The organism is Corynebacterium sp. (genome assembly GCF_012838985.1).
In the GTDB taxonomy this organism is placed as follows: Bacteria; Actinomycetota; Actinomycetes; order Mycobacteriales; family Mycobacteriaceae; genus Corynebacterium.
The window spans coordinates 1-3471 of the sequence record NZ_DUOE01000143.1; the positions used below are offsets into that span (position 1 = coordinate 1).

At 64.2% G+C, this 3471-nt stretch carries 5 protein-coding genes; all 5 read left to right on the forward strand.

The window, feature by feature from the left end:
- Positions 1-41: 41 nt before the first annotated feature.
- Positions 42-683, forward strand: a complete 642-nt coding sequence (gene rpsE / locus GXZ33_RS08245) for a 30S ribosomal protein S5 (RefSeq protein WP_291340363.1) — start codon at positions 42-44, stop codon at positions 681-683.
- Between the two features lie 3 nt (positions 684-686).
- On the forward strand, positions 687-872 hold the full coding sequence (rpmD, locus tag GXZ33_RS08250; protein WP_291340365.1) for a 50S ribosomal protein L30: 186 nt from the start codon (positions 687-689) through the stop codon (positions 870-872).
- 5 nt (positions 873-877) lie between these two features.
- Positions 878-1327: a 50S ribosomal protein L15 gene (gene rplO / locus GXZ33_RS08255; protein ID WP_291340367.1), complete on the forward strand. Its 450-nt coding sequence runs from the start codon at positions 878-880 to the stop codon at positions 1325-1327.
- Positions 1328-1641: 314 nt separating this feature from the next.
- The gene (gene secY / locus GXZ33_RS08260; RefSeq protein WP_291340369.1) at positions 1642-2964 is read left to right on the forward strand and encodes a preprotein translocase subunit SecY; all 1323 of its coding nucleotides are present in this window, start codon (positions 1642-1644) and stop codon (positions 2962-2964) included.
- Positions 2961-3471, forward strand: a 511-nt coding sequence (locus GXZ33_RS08265; protein WP_291340371.1) for an adenylate kinase, incomplete at its 3' end; no start/stop codon positions are given. The genes secY and GXZ33_RS08265, both read left to right, overlap by 4 nt.

Below are 3471 nucleotides of genomic sequence, written 5' to 3' on the forward strand. Positions count from 1 at the left end.
ATGACCATCGCCATCAAGAACATCAACGGAAGGAATGCGTAATGCCGGGACGTGAACGGCGTGACGGCGGACGCTCCGCCGACAACACCAACGAGCGCAACGAGCGCCAGGGCCGCGGCGGCAACCGTCGCGACCGCGACGATCGTCGCAACCAGCAGCAGGACGAGCGCGACAAGTACATCGAGCGCGTCGTCACCATCAACCGTGTCTCCAAGGTCGTCAAGGGTGGTCGTCGCTTCAGCTTCTCCGCTCTCGTGATCGTCGGCGACGGCCAGGGCATGGTCGGCGTCGGCTACGGCAAGGCCAAGGAAGTTCCCGCCGCCATCCAGAAGGGTGCAGAAGAGGCTCGCAAGAACTTCTTCCGCGTCCCGATGGTCGGTGGCACCATCACCCACCCGGTCCAGGGTGAGGCTGCAGCGGGCATCGTCATGCTCCGTCCGGCCGCACCGGGTACCGGTGTCATCGCCGGTGGCGCAGCCCGCCCGGTGCTTGAGTGCGCCGGCATCCAGGACATCCTCTCGAAGTCCCTGGGCTCCGACAACGCCATCAACGTCGTCCACGCCACCGTGGCCGGCCTGAAGCAGCTGGTCCGCCCCGAGGAGGTCGCCGCACGTCGCGGTAAGACCCTCGAGGAGGTCGCCCCGGCTCGTATGCTGCGCGCCCGCGCAGGTCAGGAGGCGTAAACCATGGCACTGAAGATCACCCTCGACAAGGGTTACATCGGTGAGAAGCCGAAGACCCGTGCAAATCTGCAGGCCCTCGGCCTGCGGAAGATCCGCCAGTCCGTGATCAAGCAGGACAACGAGGCCACCCGTGGCATGATCCACGTTGTCCGCCACCTGGTCACGGTCGAAGAAGTGGCAGGGGAGTAGGAACCATGAGCGATATCATCAAGCTCCACGATCTGCGTCCCGCAAAGGGCGCCAACAAGCCCAAGCACCGCGTCGGTCGCGGTGAGGCCGGTAAGGGCGGCAAGACTGCCGGCCGCGGCACCAAGGGCACCAAGGCCCGCAACAAGGTTTCCGCAGCGTTCGAGGGTGGCCAGATGCCGCTCCAGATGCGTCTGCCGAAGCTCAAGGGCTTCAAGAACCCGAACAAGGTCACTTTCCAGGTCGTCAATGTCGCCGACCTCGAGAAGGCCTTCCCGAACGGTGGCGACGTCACCGTGGCCGACATCGTCGCAGCGGGCCTCGTGCGCCCGAAGCAGCCGGTGAAGGTCCTGGGTAACGGCGACCTCGGCGTCAAGCTGAACGTCACCGCCACCAAGTTCTCCAGGTCTGCCGTCGAGAAGATCGAGGCAGCCGGCGGAACCGTCACCGAGGCCTAGGCCTCTGACGCTGAAACCACCGTCCCACGTTGTGGGGCGGTGGTTTTTCGCTTTTCGACGCCCGGGGGATCGCCGGTACACTCCGCGATTTTCAGGGCGTGAAAACAGCGGAGTGTACCGGCGATCTCCCTGTCCGGGACCTCGGTGGGGACGGGGCCGTGACCACAGCATGACCCTTTCGGGGGAAACATTCTCCGTTAGCGACCCGTGACTGAGCCGTTATAACAGCCCGCTGGTAGGCTGAACCAGTCAATCGTGTCAATTCCCTTCTGACCCTGCGTGTCGCCACGTCGGGCGGAAGGCCAGGAGGATTCGTGAACGCCATCATCCAGGCATTCAAGGACGTCGACCTGCGGAAGAAGATCATCTTCACGGTGCTGATGGTCATCATCTACCGCATCGGTGCGCAGATCCCGTCGCCGGGCGTCGACTATGCGTCGATCAGTGGTCGACTCCGCGAGCTCACCCAGGAGCAGGGCAGCGTGTACTCGCTGATCAACCTGTTCTCGGGTGGTGCGCTGCTGCAGCTGTCGATTTTCGCCATCGGCATCATGCCCTACATCACGGCGTCGATCATCACGCAGCTGCTGACCGTCGTCATCCCCCACTTCGAGGAGCTGAAGAAGGAGGGGCAGTCCGGTCAGTCCAAGATGATGCAGTACACGCGTTATCTGACCCTGGCGCTGGCGCTCCTGCAGTCCGCGGGCATCGTCGCCCTGGCGGACCGCGAGCAGCTGCTCGGCCAGGGCATCTCGGTGCTCATCCCCGAGCGCACCATCTGGGACCTCGTCCTGCTGGTCCTGGTGATGACCTCCGGTGCGGTGCTGGTGATGTGGCTCGGTGAGCTGATCACCGAGAAGGGCGTGGGCAACGGTATGTCGCTGCTCATCTTCGCCGGTATCGCCACCCGTCTGCCGACCGACGGCATGAACATCCTCCAGACCTCCGGTGGAGTGGTGTTCGCGGTCGTCGTCGCCGCCGTCGTCGCCCTGGTCGTGGGTGTCGTGTTCGTCGAGCAGGGGCAGCGCCGCATCCCGGTGCAGTACGCCAAGCGCATGGTGGGTCGTCGCCAGTACGGCGGCACCTCCACCTACCTGCCGCTCAAGGTCAACCAGGCCGGCGTCATCCCGGTCATCTTCGCGTCCTCGCTGATCTACATGCCGGTGCTCATCACCGAGATCGTCAACTCGGGCAACGCGGGGGCGGCCGACAACTGGTGGCAGCGCAACGTCATCCAGTACCTGATGACCCCGTCGTCCTGGCAGTACATCCTCCTGTACTTCGTCCTGATCATCTTCTTCTCCTACTTTTATGTGTCGGTTCAGTACGACCCGGCCGAGCAGGCGGATAACATGAAGAAGTACGGCGGTTTCATCCCGGGCATCCGTCCGGGACGGCCGACCGCGGAGTACCTCGGTTTCGTCATGAACCGACTGCTCTTCGTCGGTGCCGCCTACCTCGGCATCATTGCTGTCCTGCCGAACATCGCTCTCGACCTGGGTGTGGGTAACGCCAGCGCAGGTATGACGGCGTTCGGTGGTACCGCGATCCTGATTATGGTGTCGGTCGCCCTGACCACCGTGAAGCAGATTGAATCCCAGCTTCTCCAAAGCAACTACGAAGGACTCCTCAAATGAGACTTGTACTCCTCGGACCCCCCGGTGCCGGAAAGGGCACCCAGGCCGTTCTCCTCTCCGAGAAGCTGGGCGTGCCCCACATCTCCACCGGCGATCTCTTCCGCGCCAACATCGGCGAGGGCACCCCGCTGGGTGTCGAGGCCAAGAGCTACATCGACGCCGGCAAGCTCGTCCCGACCGACGTCACCGCACGCATGGTGAAGTCCCGTCTCGAGGAGGCCGACGCAGCTGAGGGCTTCCTCCTGGACGGCTTCCCGCGCACCGTCGAGCAGGCCGAGATCCTCAAGGACCTGCTCGCCGAGAAGGGCCAGAACCTGGACGGCGTGCTGAACTTCGTCGTCGCCGAGGACGTCGTGGTCGAGCGCATGCTCTCCCGCGGCCGTGCCGACGACAACGAGGAGACCATCCGCACCCGTCTCGGCGTCTACCGCGACGAGACCGCCCCGCTCATCGAGCACTACGGCGACCAGATCATCTCCATCGAGGCGGAGGGCGAGGTCGAGGAGA

Excerpts from the sequence above, each read along its gene's own strand:
- rpsE (WP_291340363.1), top strand. The coding sequence starts at position 42 with ATGCCGGGACGTGAACGGCGTGACGGCGGACGCTCCGCCGACAACACC.
- rpmD (WP_291340365.1), top strand. The coding sequence starts at position 687 with ATGGCACTGAAGATCACCCTCGACAAGGGTTACATCGGTGAGAAGCCG.
- rplO (WP_291340367.1), top strand. The coding sequence starts at position 878 with ATGAGCGATATCATCAAGCTCCACGATCTGCGTCCCGCAAAGGGCGCC.